Origin of the sequence: Streptomyces sp. KMM 9044, assembly GCF_024701375.2 — a bacterium.
Classification (GTDB): domain Bacteria; phylum Actinomycetota; class Actinomycetes; order Streptomycetales; family Streptomycetaceae; genus Streptomyces.
Genome location: NZ_CP113910.1, coordinates 3035381 through 3051383, shown reverse-complemented (window position 1 = coordinate 3051383; position 16003 = coordinate 3035381). Strand labels below are relative to the sequence as shown.

The 16003-nt window shown below is 69.7% G+C and carries 13 protein-coding genes; all 13 read left to right on the top strand.

Translation table 11 applies throughout. The annotated features are described in order from the left end of the window. Position 1: 1 nt before the first annotated feature. The 13 genes from HUV60_RS13575 to nuoN are packed head-to-tail and all read left to right on the top strand — an operon-like array spanning position 2 to position 15724. Complete coding sequence (locus tag HUV60_RS13575) at positions 2-556, top strand: NuoB/complex I 20 kDa subunit family protein (protein WP_257851024.1); 555 nt, start codon at positions 2-4, stop codon at positions 554-556. Further along, positions 553-1302, top strand: a complete 750-nt coding sequence (locus tag HUV60_RS13570; RefSeq protein ID WP_257851025.1) for an NADH-quinone oxidoreductase subunit C — start codon at positions 553-555, stop codon at positions 1300-1302. The genes HUV60_RS13575 and HUV60_RS13570 overlap by 4 nt, the downstream gene beginning before the upstream one ends. Next, positions 1299-2639 (top strand): NADH-quinone oxidoreductase subunit D, encoded by a 1341-nt coding sequence (locus HUV60_RS13565; protein ID WP_257851026.1) that lies wholly within the window; start codon positions 1299-1301, stop codon positions 2637-2639. The genes HUV60_RS13570 and HUV60_RS13565 overlap by 4 nt, the downstream gene beginning before the upstream one ends. Beyond that, a complete protein-coding gene (gene nuoE / locus HUV60_RS13560) occupies positions 2636-3496 on the top strand; it encodes an NADH-quinone oxidoreductase subunit NuoE (RefSeq protein WP_257851027.1) in 861 nt (286 codons plus the stop codon). Before HUV60_RS13565 ends, nuoE begins: the two co-directional genes overlap by 4 nt. Continuing rightward, complete coding sequence (nuoF, locus tag HUV60_RS13555) at positions 3496-4842, top strand: NADH-quinone oxidoreductase subunit NuoF (RefSeq protein ID WP_443047287.1); 1347 nt, start codon at positions 3496-3498, stop codon at positions 4840-4842. The genes nuoE and nuoF overlap by 1 nt, the downstream gene beginning before the upstream one ends. After that, complete coding sequence (locus HUV60_RS13550) at positions 4839-7364, top strand: NADH-quinone oxidoreductase subunit G (protein WP_257851029.1); 2526 nt, start codon at positions 4839-4841, stop codon at positions 7362-7364. The genes nuoF and HUV60_RS13550 overlap by 4 nt, the downstream gene beginning before the upstream one ends. Next, positions 7361-8734 carry an NADH-quinone oxidoreductase subunit NuoH gene (gene nuoH / locus HUV60_RS13545; RefSeq protein WP_257851030.1) on the top strand — a complete coding sequence of 458 codons (1374 nt, stop codon included), beginning with the start codon at positions 7361-7363 and terminating at the stop codon, positions 8732-8734. The genes HUV60_RS13550 and nuoH overlap by 4 nt, the downstream gene beginning before the upstream one ends. Then, entirely contained in the window at positions 8727-9377 is a 651-nt protein-coding gene (gene nuoI, locus HUV60_RS13540) for an NADH-quinone oxidoreductase subunit NuoI (RefSeq protein WP_257851031.1), read from the top strand. Before nuoH ends, nuoI begins: the two co-directional genes overlap by 8 nt. After that, positions 9374-10216 carry an NADH-quinone oxidoreductase subunit J gene (locus tag HUV60_RS13535; RefSeq protein ID WP_257851032.1) on the top strand — a complete coding sequence of 281 codons (843 nt, stop codon included), beginning with the start codon at positions 9374-9376 and terminating at the stop codon, positions 10214-10216. The genes nuoI and HUV60_RS13535 overlap by 4 nt, the downstream gene beginning before the upstream one ends. After that, complete coding sequence (gene nuoK, locus HUV60_RS13530; RefSeq protein WP_003974374.1) at positions 10213-10512, top strand: NADH-quinone oxidoreductase subunit NuoK; 300 nt, start codon at positions 10213-10215, stop codon at positions 10510-10512. Before HUV60_RS13535 ends, nuoK begins: the two co-directional genes overlap by 4 nt. A gap of 15 nt (positions 10513-10527) precedes the next feature. Further along, positions 10528-12501: an NADH-quinone oxidoreductase subunit L gene (nuoL, locus tag HUV60_RS13525; protein WP_257851033.1), complete on the top strand. Its 1974-nt coding sequence runs from the start codon at positions 10528-10530 to the stop codon at positions 12499-12501. Between the two features lie 5 nt (positions 12502-12506). Further along, a complete protein-coding gene (locus HUV60_RS13520) occupies positions 12507-14078 on the top strand; it encodes an NADH-quinone oxidoreductase subunit M (protein ID WP_257851034.1) in 1572 nt (523 codons plus the stop codon). Further along, positions 14075-15724 carry an NADH-quinone oxidoreductase subunit NuoN gene (gene nuoN / locus HUV60_RS13515; RefSeq protein ID WP_257851035.1) on the top strand — a complete coding sequence of 550 codons (1650 nt, stop codon included), beginning with the start codon at positions 14075-14077 and terminating at the stop codon, positions 15722-15724. The genes HUV60_RS13520 and nuoN overlap by 4 nt, the downstream gene beginning before the upstream one ends. Positions 15725-16003: the final 279 nt, after the last annotated feature.

Genomic DNA, 16003 nt, shown 5'->3' with positions numbered 1-16003 from the left:
CATGGGACTCGAAGAAAAACTGCCGAGCGGATTCCTGCTGACCACCGTCGAGCAGGCCGCGGGCTGGGTACGCAAGTCGTCCATGTTCCCCGCCACGTTCGGGCTCGCCTGCTGTGCCATCGAGATGATGACCACCGGCGCCGGCCGCTACGACCTGGCGCGCTTCGGCATGGAGGTCTTCCGCGGCTCGCCGCGGCAGGCGGACCTGATGATCGTGGCCGGCCGGGTCAGCCAGAAGATGGCGCCGGTGCTGCGGCAGGTCTACGACCAGATGCCGAACCCCAAGTGGGTGATCTCCATGGGGGTCTGCGCCTCGTCGGGCGGCATGTTCAACAACTACGCGATCGTCCAGGGCGTCGACCACGTCGTCCCGGTCGACATCTACCTGCCCGGCTGCCCGCCCCGGCCCGAGATGCTGTTGGACGCCATTCTCAAGCTCCATCAGAAGATCCAGGGTTCCAAGCTGGGGGTGAACGCCGAGGAGGCGGCCCGCGAGGCGGAGGAGGCGGCGCTCAAGGCCCTGCCCACCATCGAGATGAAGGGGCTGCTGCGATGAGCGACGCGAACGACACCGCGGGCGACGGCGTGAACCCCGAGAAGGACCTCTCCGCCGAGAACCTCCCCGGCCAGCGGGGCGAGGGCGGTGAGGAGATCCGCGTCCAGCGCGGCATGTTCGGCGCCGACAACGGCGGTGACACCTCCGGTTACGGCGGCCTGGTCCGCTCGATCCGGTTCCCGGGAGCCTCGAACCGCCCCTACGGCGGATGGTTCGACGAGGTGGCCGACGAACTGGAGGGCGCGTTGGAGGAGCAGGACCTGCTCCCCGGCAACGCCATCGGGAAGACGGTCGTCGACCGCGGCGAACTCACCTTCCACATCGAGCGCGAGCACCTGCTCCGGGTCGCGACGACCCTGCGCGACGACCCCGCGCTCCGCTTCGAACTGTGCACCGGCGTCAGCGGCGTGCACTATCCCGGTGACAAGGGCCGCGAGCTGCACGCCGTCTACCACCTGCGCTCGATCACCCACAATCGGCTGATCCGCCTGGAAGTCAGCGCTCCCGACAGCGACCCGCACATCCCGTCACTGTGCTCCGTCTATCCGACGAACGACTGGCACGAGCGCGAGACGTACGACTTCTTCGGCATCGTCTTCGACGGCCACCCGGCCCTCACGCGGATCCTGATGCCGGACGACTGGCAGGGGCATCCGCAGCGCAAGGACTATCCCCTCGGCGGCATCCCCGTCGAGTACAAGGGCGCCCAGATCCCGGCTCCGGACCAGCGGAGGTCGTACTCATGAGCACGTCGAACACTTCCGCGGCCTCCGCCGCCTCCGCGCGCGAGACCACGGAAGGCACCGTCTACACCGTCACCGGCGGGGACTGGGACGAGGTCGTCGAGACGGCGCAGCGCAGTGACGACGAGCGCATCATCGTCAACATGGGCCCGCAGCACCCGTCCACGCACGGGGTGCTCCGGCTGATCCTGGAGATCGACGGCGAGACGGTCTCCGAGGCCCGCTGCGGCATCGGCTACCTCCACACCGGCATTGAGAAGAACCTCGAGTACCGGACCTGGACCCAGGGCACCACGTTCGTGACGCGCATGGACTACCTGACGCCGTTCTTCAACGAGGCGGCGTACTGCCTCGGAGTGGAGAAGCTCCTCGGTATCGAGGAGCAGATTCCCGACCGCGCCTCGGTCATCCGTGTGCTCCTGATGGAGCTGAACCGGCTCTCCTCCCACCTGGTGTGCATCGCCACCGGAGGCATGGAGCTCGGCGCCACCACGATCATGATCTACGGATTCCGTGATCGTGAACTCATTCTCGACGCCTTCGAGCTCATCACCGGCCTGCGGATGAACCACGCGTACATCCGCCCCGGCGGACTCGCCCAGGACCTGCCGCCCGGTGCGGTGGACCAGATCCGCGAGCTGGTGAAGACGCTGCGCAAGAACCTCCCGGAGTACGACGCGCTCGCCACCGGGAACCCCATCTTCAAGGCCCGTATGCAGGACGTCGGCTATCTGGACCTGGCCGGCTGCATGGCCCTCGGGGCGACCGGCCCGGTCCTGCGCTCCACCGGCCTGCCGCACGACCTGCGCAAGGCGCAGCCGTACTGCGGGTACGAGACGTACGACTTCGAGGTCCCCACCGCGGACACCTGCGACTCCTACGGCCGCTTCCTGATCCGGCTGGAGGAGATGCGCCAGTCGCTGCGCATCGTCGAGCAGTGCCTGGACCGGCTCCAGCCCGGACCGGTCATGGTCGCCGACAAGAAGATCGCCTGGCCCGCCCAGCTCGCCATGGGCCCGGACGGACTGGGCAACTCCCTCGACCACATCAAGAAGATCATGGGCACCTCCATGGAGGCCCTGATCCACCACTTCAAGCTGGTCACCGAGGGTTTCCGCGTACCGCCGGGACAGGCGTACGTGGCCGTCGAGTCGCCCAAGGGCGAGCTCGGGGCGCATGTCGTCTCCGACGGCGGCACCCGCCCCTTCCGGGTCCACTTCCGCGACCCGTCCTTCACCAACCTGCAGGCCATGGCGGCGATGTGCGAGGGCGGCCAGGTCGCCGACGTCATCGTCGCCGTGGCATCCCTCGACCCCGTGATGGGAGGCGTCGACCGGTGACCACCACACCTTCGGAGCGGGGCGTCAGTCTGGGCATGCCCCACCTGCCCGCGCCCGCCTACCCGGACGACGTCCGGGCCCGGCTGGAGACCGACGCGCGCGAGGTGATCGCCCGCTACCCGGACTCCCGGTCGGCTCTCCTGCCGCTGCTGCACCTCATGCAGGCCCAGGAGGGCCATGTCACCCGCACCGGGATGCAGTTCTGCGCGGACGTGCTCGGCCTGACCACGGCCGAGGTCACCGCCGTCGCCACCTTCTACTCCATGTACCGGCGCCGGCCGAGCGGTGACTACCAGGTCGGGGTGTGCACCAACACCCTGTGCGCCGTCATGGGCGGTGACGCCATCTTCGAGGAGCTCCAGGAACACCTGGGCGTCGGCAACGGCGAGACCACCGACGACGGCAAGGTCACCCTCGAGCACATCGAGTGCAACGCGGCCTGCGACTTCGCGCCCGTCGTGATGGTCAACTGGGAGTTCTTCGACAACCAGGACCCGCAGAGCGCCAAGCGCCTCGTCGACGACCTGCGGGCCGGCCGTCCCGTCTCGCCCACCCGCGGGGCGCCCCTGTGCACGTTCAAGGAGACCGCCCGGATCCTGGCCGGTTTCCCCGACGAGCGGGACGGCGCCGTCGACGCCACGGGCGGCGCGGGACCCGCCTCCCTGGCCGGCCTGAAGCTGGCCAAGGGGGAGACCGCCCCCGCGCGCGTGGTGCACCCGCGCGGCGAGGCACCCCGGGAGACCCCGACACACGACCCGTCACCGGCGGAACACCTCAGCTCGCACGACGCGCCGCAGGACACGTCGGCCTCCGATCCGACGCACCCGGCCGGACCCGCCGCCGAGGAGGGGGAGTGATGACGTTGGCACCCGAGGTCAAGGACACCGGACCGGAGAAGCTGCTCGCACCCGTACTGTCGGCCTTCTGGGACGAGGACAGGTCCTGGACACTGGACGGCTACAAGAGGCACGAGGGATACGAGGGGCTCCGCAAGGCGCTCGCCATGTCACCGGACGACGTCATCGCGTACGTCAAGGAGTCCGGTCTGCGGGGGCGCGGAGGCGCCGGCTTCCCGACGGGAATGAAATGGCAGTTCATTCCCCAGGGCGACGGAAAACCGCACTACCTGGTGGTCAACGCCGACGAGTCGGAGCCCGGGACGTGCAAGGACATTCCGCTCCTTTTCGCGAACCCGCACAGCCTCATCGAGGGCATCGCCATCGCCTGTTACGCCATCAGGTCGTCCCACGCCTTCGTCTATCTGCGGGGTGAAGTCGTCCCCGTACTGCGGCGGCTGCACGAGGCCGTGCGCGAGGCCTACGCGGCGGGCGTCCTCGGCGAGAACGCGCTGGGCAGCGGACTCAGCCTCGACCTCACCGTGCACGCCGGCGCCGGCGCGTACATCTGCGGTGAGGAGACCGCACTGCTCGACTCGCTCGAAGGCCGCCGGGGCCAACCGCGGCTCCGTCCCCCCTTCCCCGCCGTCGCGGGCCTCTACGCGTGCCCGACCGTGGTGAACAACGTCGAGTCGATCGCCTCGGTTCCCGCCATCATGAACCGGGGCAAGGAATGGTTCCGCTCGATGGGGAGCGAGAAGTCGCCCGGCTTCACTCTCTACTCCCTCAGCGGCCACGTCGCCCGCCCCGGACAGTACGAGGCCCCGATGGGCATCACACTGCGCCAGCTGCTCGACACGAGCGGCGGCATGCGGCCGGGGCACCGCCTGAAGTTCTGGACGCCGGGCGGCTCCTCGACGCCGATGTTCACCGACGAGCACCTCGACGTCCCCCTCGACTACGAGGGAGTCGGCGCAGCCGGTTCCATGCTCGGCACGAAGGCCCTCCAGTGCTTCGACGAGACGACCTGCGTCGTACGGGCCGTCACCCGCTGGACCGAGTTCTACGCCCACGAGTCCTGCGGCAAGTGCACGCCCTGCCGCGAAGGCACGTACTGGCTCGTGCAGCTGATGCGCGACATCGAGGCGGGCAAGGGCCACATGTCCGACCTCGACAAGCTGAACGACATCGCCGACAACATCAACGGCAAGTCGTTCTGCGCCCTCGGCGACGGCGCCGCCTCGCCGATCTTCTCCTCGCTCAAGTACTTCCGTGAGGAGTACGAGCAGCACATCACGGGCCGGGGCTGCCCCTTCGACCCCGCGAGGTCGACGGCCTGGGCCGACCGCACGGAGGTGCACGCATGACCGTGACCACCAACGCTCCTTCGGGAGGGGGAGAGGCGGCGGTCCCGCCGGAGGACCTCGTCACGCTGACGATCGACGGCGCCGGGGTCAGCGTGCCCAAGGGCACCCTGGTCATCCGGGCCGCCGAGCAGCTCGGCATCGAGATCCCCCGGTTCTGCGACCACCCCCTCCTCGACCCGGCCGGTGCCTGCCGCCAGTGCATCGTCGAGGTCGAGGGCCAGCGCAAGCCCATGGCCTCCTGCACCATCACCTGCACCGACGGGATGGTGGTGCGGACCCAGCTCACCTCGCCCGTGGCCGAGAAGGCCCAGCACGGCGTGATGGAGCTGCTGCTCATCAACCACCCGCTGGACTGTCCGGTCTGCGACAAGGGCGGCGAGTGCCCGCTGCAGAACCAGGCGATGTCGCACGGCAACCCGGAGTCCCGCTTCGACGGCAAGAAGCGGACCTACGAGAAGCCCGTGCCGATCTCCACCCAGGTGCTGCTCGACCGCGAGCGGTGCGTGCTGTGCGCCCGCTGCACCCGGTTCTCGAACCAGATCGCGGGCGACCCGATGATCGAGATGGTCGAGCGGGGCGCGCTCCAGCAGATCGGCACCGGTGAGGGCGACCCCTTCGAGTCGTACTTCTCCGGCAACACCATCCAGATCTGCCCGGTCGGCGCGCTCACCTCGGCTGCCTACCGGTTCCGCTCCCGCCCCTTCGACCTGGTCTCCTCGCCGTCGGTGTGCGAACACTGCGCCGGCGGCTGCGCCACCCGCACCGACCACCGGCGCGGCAAGGTCATGCGGCGGCTCGCCGCCGAGGACCCCGAGGTCAACGAGGAATGGATGTGCGACAAGGGCCGCTTCGGGTTCCGGTACGCGCAGCGGCGGGACCGGCTGCAGACCCCGCTCGTCCGCAACGCCGAGGGTGAGCTGGAGCCGGCCTCCTGGCCCGACGCGCTGCAGATCGCGGCCCAGGGCCTGCTGGCCTCCCGCGGCCGCACCGGCGTCCTGACCGGCGGCCGGCTCACCGTCGAGGACGCCTACGCGTACAGCAAGTTCGCGCGTGTGGCCCTCGACACCAACGACATCGACTTCCGCGCGCGCGTGCACAGCGCCGAGGAGGCGGACTTCCTCGCCGCGCGGGTCGCGGGCCGCGGACGTGACCTCGGGGGCGCGTCCGGTCAGGACGCGACCGACGGTGTCACGTACTCCTCGCTGGAGAAGGCGCCCGCCGTCCTGCTGGTCGGGTTCGAGGCCGAGGAGGAGGCGCCCGGCGTCTTCCTGCGGCTACGCAAGGCATGGCGTGCGCACGGGCAGCGAACCTTCTCGCTGGCCACGCACGCCACACGCGGCCTGGAGAAGGCCGGCGGCACGCTGCTGCCGGCGGCTCCCGGCACCGAGACCGAATGGCTGGACGCGCTCGCGAGCGGGGTCGGCCTGGAGGGAGACGGGGCCAGAGCCGCCGAAGCGCTGCGGGCCGAGGGCGCGGTGATCGTCGTCGGCGAGCGGATCGCCGCCGTCGAGGGCGGCCCGACCGCCGCCGTACGCATCGCCACCGAGACCGGCGCCCGACTGGTGTGGATCCCGCGGCGCGCCGGGGAGCGGGGCGCCGTCGAGGCGGGCGCGCTGCCGTCGCTGCTGCCGGGCGGACGCCCGGCGACCGACCCCCGAGCGCGCGAGGAGGTCGCCGCCGTCTGGGGCGTTGCAGCCCTGCCGCACCGCTACGGCCGCGACACCGGTGAGATCGTCGGGGCCGCGGTGAGCGGCGAGCTGCAGGCGCTGCTGGTCGCGGGCGTGGAGGTCGCCGACCTGCCCGACCCGGCACGCGCGCGTGCGGCACTGGCCGAGGCCGGTTTCGTGGTCTCACTGGAGCTGAGGCCCAGCGAGGTCACCGAACTCGCCGACGTGGTACTGCCGGTGGCAGCCGTCGTCGAGAAGGCCGGCGCCTTCCTCAACTGGGAGGGCAGGGTCCGGTCCTTCGCGTCCGCGCTCAAGCCCGAGCAGATGACCCGCAACCTGCCGCCGACCGACGCGCGCGTGCTGCACATGCTGGCCGACGCCATGGACGTGCACCTGGGCCTGCCTGACCTGCGCACCGTCCGCGCGGAGCTCGACCGGCTCGGCGCCTGGGAGGGCCCGCGGGCCACCGAGCCCCTGGAGAGGGCGGGTGCGCTGCCCCGGCCGGCCGCCGGGGAGGCGGTGCTCGCAGGGCACCGGCTGCTGCTGGACCAGGGGCTCCTGCAACAGGGTGACGAGGCGCTCGCCGGCACCCGGCACGCCGCGCAGGCGCGCGTGTCGGCCGCCACGGCCGCCGAGGTCGGCGTCAAGGACGGCGACCCGCTGGCCGTGACCGGCCCCGCGGGGACGGTCGAACTGGTCCTGAGCGTCACCGAGATGCCCGACCGCGTGGTGTGGCTCCCGCTGAACTCCGCCGGCCACGGCGTCGCCTCCGACACCGGGGCGCTGCCCGGCGCCCTCGTCCGTATCGGCCCGGCGTCACTCGCCGGCGAGGCCCCCAAGGAGGTGGAGGCATGAGCCCGTACTTCGCCGCTGAAGACCTCTCGATGTTCGGCCGCGACCCCTGGTGGCTGGTCGTGGTCAAGGCGGTCTTCTGCTTCGCCTTCGTCATGGTGACGGTGCTGATCGCCATCGTGATGGAACGCAAGATCGTCGCCTGGATGCAGCGGCGCATCGGTCCGAACCGGAACGGGCCCTGGGGCATGCTCCAGTCGCTCGCCGACGGCGTGAAACTGATGCTCAAGGAAGACGTCGTCGTCAAACGCGCCGACAAGGCGGTGTACATCCTGGCGCCGATCATCGCGGCCGTCCCGGCCTTCATGGCGATCGCGGTGATCCCCTTCGGGCCCTCCGGCAACGAGATCTCGATCTTCGGCCAGCGGACCACGATGCAGCTCACCGACCTGCCGGTGGCACTGCTCTACATCCTCGCGGTCGCCTCGATCGGCATCTACGGCCTCGTTCTCGCCGGCTGGAGCTCCGGATCCACTTACCCGCTGCTGGGCGGGCTGCGCTCGTGCGCGCAGATGATCTCCTACGAGATCGCCATGGGTGCCGCCTTCGCCTCCGTGTTCCTCTACTCGGGATCGATGTCGACGTCGACGATCGTCGAGCAGCAGGCCGACCGCTGGTACATCCTGCTGCTGCCGGTCTCCTTCCTCATCTACATCGTGACGATGGTCGGCGAGGTCAACCGCGCCCCCTTCGACATGCCGGAGTCCGAGGGCGACCTGGTCGGCGGCTTCAACACGGAGTACTCGTCGATCAAGTTCGCGATGTTCATGCTCGCCGAGTACATCAACATGGTCACCGTCTCGGCCGTCGCCGTCACCCTCTTCCTGGGTGGCTGGCGCGCTCCGTGGCCGGTCAGCACCTTCTGGGAGGGCGCGAACCACGGCTGGTGGCCGATGCTCTGGTTCATCGTCAAGGTCCAGCTGCTGCTGTTCATGTTCGTCTGGCTGCGCGGCACGCTCCCGCGCGTGCGGTACGACCAGCTGATGAAGCTCGGCTGGAAGGTCCTCATCCCGGTCTCCCTGGTGTGGCTGATGGCCGTCGCCACGGTGCGGGTCCTGAGGAACGAGAACTACGGCTTCGCGGACATCGCCCTCTACATCGCCGCCGGAGTCCTCGTCCTGTTGCTGCTGTCCTTCGTCGCCGACGTGTTCCGGGCGAGGGGCAAGAACGCCGAGGACGCCGAGGGCACGGGCGGGGAACCGGCCGCCTTCGACCCGATGGCAGGCGGGTTCCCCGTACCGCCGCTGCCCGGGCAGGAGCTCCCGCCGGTGCCGCGACGCCGTTCGCGCCGGGAGCGGGAGCTCGTCGCCAGTGGCGGGCCCGATACCCACAGTGACGGATCTCTGGATGGAAAGGAGGCGTCCGATGGCTGAGGAGCCCAAGGAGGCCGGGCAGACGAAGCCCGGCTTCCAGAACCCCGTGGCCGGCTTCGGTGTGACCTTCAAGGCCATGTTCAAGAAGCGGCTGACCGAGCAGTACCCGGAGCAGCAGAAGACCACGGCCCCGCGCTTCCACGGACGGCACCAGCTCAACCGTCATCCGGACGGCCTGGAGAAGTGCGTCGGCTGCGAGCTGTGCGCCTGGGCCTGTCCCGCCGACGCGATCTACGTCGAGGGCGCGGACAACACCGAGGAGGAGCGCTACTCGCCCGGCGAGCGGTACGGCCGCGTCTACCAGATCAACTACGCCCGCTGCATCCTGTGCGGCCTGTGCATCGAGGCGTGCCCCACGCGCGCGCTGACGATGACCAACGAGTTCGAGCTGGCCGACTCGAGCCGCGCCAACCTCATCTACACCAAGGAGCAGCTGCTCGCCGGTCTGGAGGAGGGCATGGTCGACAGCCCGCACGCCATGTATCCGGGCACCGACGAACAGGACTACTACCGGGGCCTGGTGACCGAGGCCGCCCCCGGTACGGAGCAGCAGGCGGCCCACTTCGAGGGCGAGGCCGTGCAGGAGGCCGACTCGACCTCCGGCGAGGACGAACCGGCGTCGAAGAAGGTGATCCGGGGATGACCGAGCACCTCGCCGCCTACTCCACCTCCACCGGAGAGGCCGTCCAGTTCTGGATCCTCGGCACGGTCGCCGTGATCGGCGCCCTGTGCACGATCCTGATGCGGCGGGCCGTGCACAGCGCGCTCTGCCTCGCCGGGACCATGATCATCCTGGCGGTGTTCTACCTCGCCAACGGCGCCTACTTCCTGGGCGTCGTCCAGATCATCGTCTACACCGGCGCGATCATGATGCTGTTCCTGTTCGTGGTGATGCTGGTCGGTGTCACCGCGGCGGACTCCCTGAAGGAGACCATCAAGGGCCAGCGCTGGCTCGCCCTGCTGTGCGGGCTGGGCTTCGGCATCCTGCTCGTCGGCGGCATCGGCAACGCGGCGCTCACCGAGTTCAACGGCATCGGGCAGGCGAACGCGAACGGCAACGTGGAGGGTCTCGCCGCCCTCATCTTCACCAAGTACGTCTTCGCCTTCGAGATCACCGGCGCCCTGCTCATCACGGCCGTCGTCGGCGCCATGGTGCTCACCCACCGCGAGCGCACCGAGCAGGCCAAGACCCAGCGGGAGCTGGCCGAGGAGCGCGTCCGCGAGGGCAGGCAGCTCCCGCCGCTGCCGGCCCCGGGCGTGTACGCCCGGCACAACGCGGTGGACATCCCGGGCCTGCTGCCCGACGGCACCACGTCCGACCTCACCGTCAGCAGCACGCTGCGCGAGCGCGGCCAGATCCGGGACGTCTCCCAGGAGGCGCTCAGCGACCTGCGGTCGCTGGAGCGGCGCTCCGAGGAGCGGCTCGAGCGCACGGCGATCGAGCCGGCGTCGTCGGAGCGGGCCGAGGAGGCGTCGAAGTGAACCCGGTCAACTACCTCTATCTCGCCGCCCTGCTGTTCACGATCGGCGCCACCGGTGTCCTCATCCGGCGCAACGCGATCGTCGTCTTCATGTGCATCGAGCTGATGCTCAACGCCTGCAACCTCGCGTTCGTCGCCTTCTCCCGTATGCACGGCAACCTCGACGGCCAGATCATCGCCTTCTTCACGATGGTCGTCGCCGCGGCGGAGGTCGTGGTCGGGCTGGCGATCATCGTGTCCCTGTTCCGTTCCCGCCACTCGGCCTCGGTCGACGACGCCAGCCTGATGAAGCTGTGAGGGGTCGCTAGAACCGTGAGTAATGCAGAGAACCTGATTGCGCTGCTGGTGGCGGCGCCCCTGCTCGGAGCGGCGGTCCTGCTGTGCGGCGGCCGCCGGCTGGACGCCGTCGGGCACTGGATCGGTACGGTGCTCGCCGCCGTGTCCTTCCTGATCGGTGTCGTCCTCTTCACCGACATGCTGGGCAGCGCCGCCGCCGACCGCACCCTGACGCAGCATCTGTTCAGCTGGATCCCGGTGGAGGGATTCCAGGCCGACGCGGCCTTCCGGCTCGACCAGCTGTCGATGACGTTCGTCCTGCTGATCACCGGCGTCGGCTCGCTCATCCACCTGTACTCGATCGGGTACATGGAGCACGACGAGCGCCGCCGCCGTTTCTTCGGCTATCTGAACCTGTTCCTCGCGGCGATGCTGGTCCTCGTCCTCGCCGACAACTACCTGCTGCTGTACGTCGGCTGGGAGGGCGTCGGTCTCGCCTCCTACCTGCTGATCGGCTTCTGGCAGCACAAGCCCAGCGCCGCGACCGCGGCGAAGAAGGCCTTCCTGGTCAACCGGGTCGGCGACATGGGCCTGTCGATCGCGATCATGCTGATGTTCCTGTGGTTCGGCACCTTCGCCTTCGGGCCGGTGCTCGGCAGCCACGACGAGGCCGGGCTGGCCGGCGCCGCCGATGAGGGCAAGCTCACCGTGATCGCCCTCATGCTGCTGCTCGCCGCCTGCGGCAAGTCCGCCCAGGTGCCCCTGCAGTCCTGGCTCGGGGACGCGATGGAGGGCCCGACCCCGGTCTCGGCCCTGATCCACGCCGCGACCATGGTGACGGCGGGTGTCTACCTGATCGTCCGCTCGGGCGCCATCTTCAACGGGACCCCGGACGCGCAACTGGTCGTCACCATCGTCGGCGCGGTCACGCTGCTGTTCGGTGCGATCGTCGGTTGCGCGAAGGACGACATCAAGAAGGCGCTGGCCGGTTCGACGATGTCGCAGATCGGCTACATGGTGCTCGCGGCGGGCCTCGGCCCCATCGGCTACGTCTTCGCGATCATGCACCTGGTGACGCACGGCTTCTTCAAGGCAGGGCTGTTCCTCGGCGCCGGTTCGGTCATGCACGGCATGAACGACGAGGTCGACATGCGCCGCTACGGGGGACTGCGCAGGTACATGCCGGTCACTTTCGTCACCTTCGGGCTCGGCTACCTCGCCATCATCGGCTTCCCTGGTCTGTCCGGCTTCTTCTCCAAGGACATGATCATCGAGTCGGCGTTCGCCAAGGGCGGCACCGAGGGCTGGATCCTCGGCGGGGTGGCCCTGCTGGGCGCTGCGATCACCGCGTACTACATGACGCGCGTGATGCTCATGACGTTCTTCGGCGAGGAACGCTGGCGGAAGGCTCCGGCACCGTCCCCGGCCGGGCCCGGAGCGGAGCCGGCCGCGGAGACCCGGGGCGAGTACACGCCCCCGCATCCGCACGAGTCGCCGAGGAGCATGACGATCCCGATGATCGTGCTCGCCTTCGGTTCCGTGTTCGCCGGCGCGTTCTTCGGCATCGGCGACCGGTTCGTGCACTGGCTGGAGCCCGTCACCGGGCACGACCACGGCCACGCGCCGATCAGCGCCCTGACGGTCACGCTGTCCACGGTGGCGGTCATGGTCATCGGCGTGGCGATCGCCTGGGGCCAGTACGGGCGCCGCCCGGTCCCGGCGCTCGCCCCGCGGGGGTCGCTGCTCACCCGGGCCGCCCGGCGCGACCTGCTTCAGGACGACTTCAACCACGTGGTCCTGGTGCGCGGCGGCGAACATCTCACACGCTCCCTGGTGTACGTCGACCACACCCTGGTCGACGGCGTCGTCAACGGAACGGCGGCCTCGTTCGGCGGCCTGTCCGGGCGGATGCGCAGGCTGCAGAACGGCTTCGCGCGGTCCTACGCGGTCTCGATGTTCGGGGGCGCGGCCGTTCTGGTCGCCGCGACCCTGCTGATGAGGGCGGTCTGATACCGATGTCCTTTCCTCTGCTGACAGCGACGGCGGTGCTCCCGGCCATCGGGGCGATCGCCACGGCCGCCGTACCGGCCACGAAGCGCACCGCCGCCAAGTGGCTGGCCCTGCTGGTCTCGGTCGCCACCCTGGTGCTGGCGGTCGTCGTCCTGGTGCGTTTCGACCCGGACGGCGACCGCTACCAGCTCACCGAGTCGCACGCCTGGATCGCGGACTTCGGAGTCCGTTACGAACTGGGGGTGGACGGCATCGGGGTCGCGCTGATCGCGCTGACCGCCCTGCTGATCCCGTTCGTCATCCTCGCGGGCTGGCACGACGCCGACCCCCTGGAGACGGGCAGCAGGAGGTGGCGGCCGACGCAGGGCTTCTTCGCCCTGATCCTGGCCGTCGAGGCGATGGTGATCATCTCCTTCGAGGCCACCGACGTCTTCCTCTTCTACGTCTTCTTCGAAGCCATGCTGATCCCGATGTACTTCCTCATCGGCGGCTTCGGGGACCGGGCCCACCAGCACGGTGAGAAGGCCGCGGCGACCCAACGGTCTTACGCGGCGGTCAAGTTCCTGCTCTACAACCTGGCCGGCGGTCTGGTCATGCTGGCCGCGGTGATCGGGCTCTACGTGGTCGCCGGGAACTTCTCGCTCACCGAGATCGCCGAGGCGCGGGCCAACGGCTCGCTCGAGATGTCGACGAGCACCGAACGCTGGCTGTTCCTCGGCTTCTTCCTCGCCTTCGCGGTGAAGGCGCCGATGTGGCCGCTGCACACCTGGCTGCCCAACGCCATGCAGGAGTCCACCACCCCGGTCGCCGTGCTCATCACGGCCGTCGTGGACAAGGTGGGCACCTTCGCGATGCTGCGCTTCTGCCTCCAGCTGTTCCCGGAGGCGAGCAAGTGGGCGGCACCGGTGATCATGGTGCTGGCGGTCATCAGCATCATCTACGGGGCCCTGCTCGCGGTCGGCCAGCGCGACATCAAGCGGCTGATCGCCTACGCGTCGATCTCGCACTTCGGCTTCATCATCATGGGCATCTTCGCGATGACCAGCCAGGGCCAGTCCGGGGCGACGCTGTACATGGTCAACCACGGGATCTCGACCGCCGTCCTGCTCCTGGTGGCCGGGTTCCTCATCTCGCGGCGCGGCTCCCGGCTCATCGCCGACTACGGCGGGGTCCAGAAGGTCGCGCCGGTGCTCGCCGGCACGTTCCTGATCGGCGGTCTGGCGACGCTGTCGCTGCCCGGACTCGCTCCGTTCGTCAGCGAGTTCCTGGTCCTGGTCGGCACGTTCACGCGGTATCCGGTGATCGGCATCATCGCCACCTTCGGCATCGTGCTCGCCGCGCTCTACACCCTCGTCCTCTACCAGCGGACGATGACGGGCCCCCTCAGGCCCGAGCTCGCCAGGATGCCCGACCTGCGGGTGCGCGAGATCGCCGTGGCCGCGCCGCTGATCGTGCTGCTGGTCTTCCTGGGCGTCTACCCGAAGCCCGTCACGGACATCGTGAACCCGGCGGTGAAGCAGACCATGTCCGACGTCCAGCAGAAGGACCCCCAGCCCGAGGTGGAGGCGGCCAAGTGAGCATGCCAGTCGTCCACAGCCTGTGGACAACCGCGGCCGACCCGATCGCGAAGATCGACGCGCCGAAGATCGAGTACGCGCAGCTCGCGCCCACCCTGATCGTCGTCGGTGCGGCGGTCCTGGGAATCCTGATCGAGGGCTTCGTACCGCGCAGATCCCGTTACTACGCACAGATGTTCGTCGCGTCGGCCGCACTCGTCTCCGCGTTCGCCGCGGTCGTGGCGCTCGCCGCCGACGGGTACGGCACGACCAAGGCGGGCATCGTGGCCATGGGCGCGATCGCCGTCGACGGCCCCGCCCTCTTCCTGCAGGGCACGATCCTGCTGACCGCCCTGGTCGGCCTGTTCACCTTCGCCGAGCGCAGACTCGACCCGAAGACGCACGGCAACCGGGTCGACTCCTTCGCCGCCCAGGCCGCGTCGGTGCCGGGCAGCGACGGTGAGAAGAAGGCCGTCAAGGCCGGGTTCGCCACCACCGAGGTGTTCCCGCTGCTGCTCTTCGCGGTCGCCGGCATGCTGGTCTTCCCCGCGGCCAACGACCTGCTGACCCTGTTCGTGGCCCTGGAGGTCCTCTCCCTGCCGCTGTACCTGCTCTGCGCGCTGGCCCGACGCAAGCGGCTCATCTCGCAGGAGGCCGCGGTCAAGTACTTCCTGCTCGGCTCGTTCGCCTCCGCGTTCCTCCTCTTCGGCATCGCGCTGCTGTACGGCTACGCGGGCTCGATGTCGTACGCGACGATCGCGCAGGTCGTCGACGGCACGATCGCGGAGGTCGACCCGGCGCTCGTCAACACCATGGGCAACGACGTGCTGCTCCTGGTGGGCGCGGGCCTGCTGATCATGGGCCTGCTGTTCAAGGTCGGTGCCGTCCCCTTCCACATGTGGACGCCGGACGTGTACCAGGGCGCGCCGACGCCGGTGACGGGCCTGATGGCGGCGGCGACCAAGGTGGCCGCGTTCGGTGCCCTGCTGCGGGTGCTGTACGTCCTGCTCCCCGGCCTGCGCTGGGACTGGCGGCCGGTCATGTGGGCCGTCGCGATCGTCACGATGCTGGGCGGCGCGATCATCGCGATCACCCAGACCGACATCAAGCGGCTGCTGGCGTACTCGGCGATCTCGCACGCGGGCTTCATCCTCGCGGGTGTCATCGCGACCACGCCGGAGGGCATCTCGTCCGTCCTCTTCTACCTGGCGGCGTACTCGTTCGTGACGATCGGCGCGTTCGCGGTGGTGACGCTGGTGCGGGATGCGGGCGGCGAGGCGACGCACCTGTCCAAGTGGGCCGGACTCGGACGCCGTTCACCCCTGGTGGCGGCCGTGTTCGCGGTGTTTCTGCTCGCCTTCGCGGGCATTCCGCTGACGTCGGGCTTCGCCGGGAAGTTCGCCGTGTTCAAGGCGGCGGCGGAGGGCGGCGCGGTCCCGTTGGTCGTGGTCGGTGTGATTGCGTCGGCGATCGCGGCGTTCTTCTACATCCGGGTGATCGTCCTGATGTTCTTCAGCGAGCCGCGGCCCGAGGGCCCGACCGTCGCGGTGCCGTCACCGCTGACGATGACGGCGATCGGGCTGGGCGTGGCGGTCACGGTGGTGCTGGGCGTCGCGCCGCAGTACTTCCTGGAGTTGGCGGGGGACGCGGGGGTGTTCGTGCGCTGACCCGGCGCCCGCCGACGACAGGGCGGCCCGGCACCCGCTCGGGGGGGTGCCGGGCCGTTGCCGCGCCCGGCGGAACGCGGCCCCCTGCGCACAGCGGTACACGGATGTGACTGGCCCGGAGGCCTGTGGACACGTCCGGGGCGTCGGTCTGTGGACAACGCCGGGGATGTCGGCCCGGGCGCCTATCGTGGACGCAGTGGTCGAGAACGGCCGCAGTGGACGCGGTGGCCGCGAGTGGTCGTACGGGGGCAGGCCGATGGGTGGGACGGGCGGTAGTGG

What these genes read in the sequence shown, in the direction of transcription:
- HUV60_RS13570 (WP_257851025.1), top strand. Translation starts at nt 553, where the DNA reads ATGAGCGACGCGAACGACACCGCGGGCGACGGCGTGAACCCCGAGAAG.
- nuoF (WP_443047287.1), top strand. Translation starts at nt 3,496, where the DNA reads ATGACGTTGGCACCCGAGGTCAAGGACACCGGACCGGAGAAGCTGCTC.
- HUV60_RS13565 (WP_257851026.1), top strand. Translation starts at nt 1,299, where the DNA reads ATGAGCACGTCGAACACTTCCGCGGCCTCCGCCGCCTCCGCGCGCGAG.
- nuoI (WP_257851031.1), top strand. Translation starts at nt 8,727, where the DNA reads ATGGCTGAGGAGCCCAAGGAGGCCGGGCAGACGAAGCCCGGCTTCCAG.
- nuoH (WP_257851030.1), top strand. Translation starts at nt 7,361, where the DNA reads ATGAGCCCGTACTTCGCCGCTGAAGACCTCTCGATGTTCGGCCGCGAC.
- HUV60_RS13550 (WP_257851029.1), top strand. Translation starts at nt 4,839, where the DNA reads ATGACCGTGACCACCAACGCTCCTTCGGGAGGGGGAGAGGCGGCGGTC.
- HUV60_RS13575 (WP_257851024.1), top strand. Translation starts at nt 2, where the DNA reads ATGGGACTCGAAGAAAAACTGCCGAGCGGATTCCTGCTGACCACCGTC.
- HUV60_RS13520 (WP_257851034.1), top strand. Translation starts at nt 12,507, where the DNA reads ATGTCCTTTCCTCTGCTGACAGCGACGGCGGTGCTCCCGGCCATCGGG.
- HUV60_RS13535 (WP_257851032.1), top strand. Translation starts at nt 9,374, where the DNA reads ATGACCGAGCACCTCGCCGCCTACTCCACCTCCACCGGAGAGGCCGTC.